Origin of the sequence: Mycobacterium sp. NAZ190054 (assembly GCF_001545925.1) — a bacterium.
Taxonomy (GTDB): domain Bacteria; phylum Actinomycetota; class Actinomycetes; order Mycobacteriales; family Mycobacteriaceae; genus Mycobacterium.
Window position 1 is genome coordinate 1 of record NZ_LMVQ01000524.1, and the last position, 590, is coordinate 590.

A 590-nucleotide genomic window follows, 5' to 3' on the forward strand; every position below is an offset into this window, starting at 1 on the left:
CTCGACCCGCTGTCGGGCACCGCGGTGCTCAACGGCATCCCGGTGCTGGTGGGCCCGGGTGGTCAGGATCCCGCCGTGCTGGCCGCGCCGCCCGCCCCTCCCGTCCCCGGAGCGATTCCGCCCGGTGACGTCGCCCCGCCCGGATCCCCGGCGGCCACCACGGTCATCCAGGCCGCGCTGAGCCGCATCGGTTCCCCGTATTCGTGGGGCGGCTCCGGCCCGAGCGCCTTCGACTGCTCCGGTCTGGTGATGTGGTCGTTCCAGCAGGCCGGCATCTCGCTGCCGCATTCGAGCCAGGCATTGGCCCGCGGCGGGCAGCCGGTGTCCCGGGATCAGATGCAGCCGGGTGACCTGGTCACCTATTACCCCGATGCGTCGCATGTCGGCATCTACATCGGCGACGGGATGATGGTGCACGCCTCCACCTACGGCACACCGGTGCGAGTCGCCCCGGTGGACAATGCGCCGATCTACAACGTCCGCCGGTACTGAGGCCTCCCGTAGCGCGGCCCGGCGCCGGGTCGGTGCGGTGCTCGGCGCGGAGCTGGTCTGCGCGGTGTTCATGGTGGAAGCGGCCCGCAACGAGGTCC

General features: G+C 72.0%; 1 protein-coding gene. It reads left to right on the plus strand.

The features are described from left to right. Positions 1–492, plus strand: a 492-nt coding sequence (locus ASJ79_RS25400; protein ID WP_231751037.1) for an NlpC/P60 family protein, incomplete at its 5' end; no start/stop codon positions are given. Positions 493–590 lie beyond the last annotated feature (98 nt).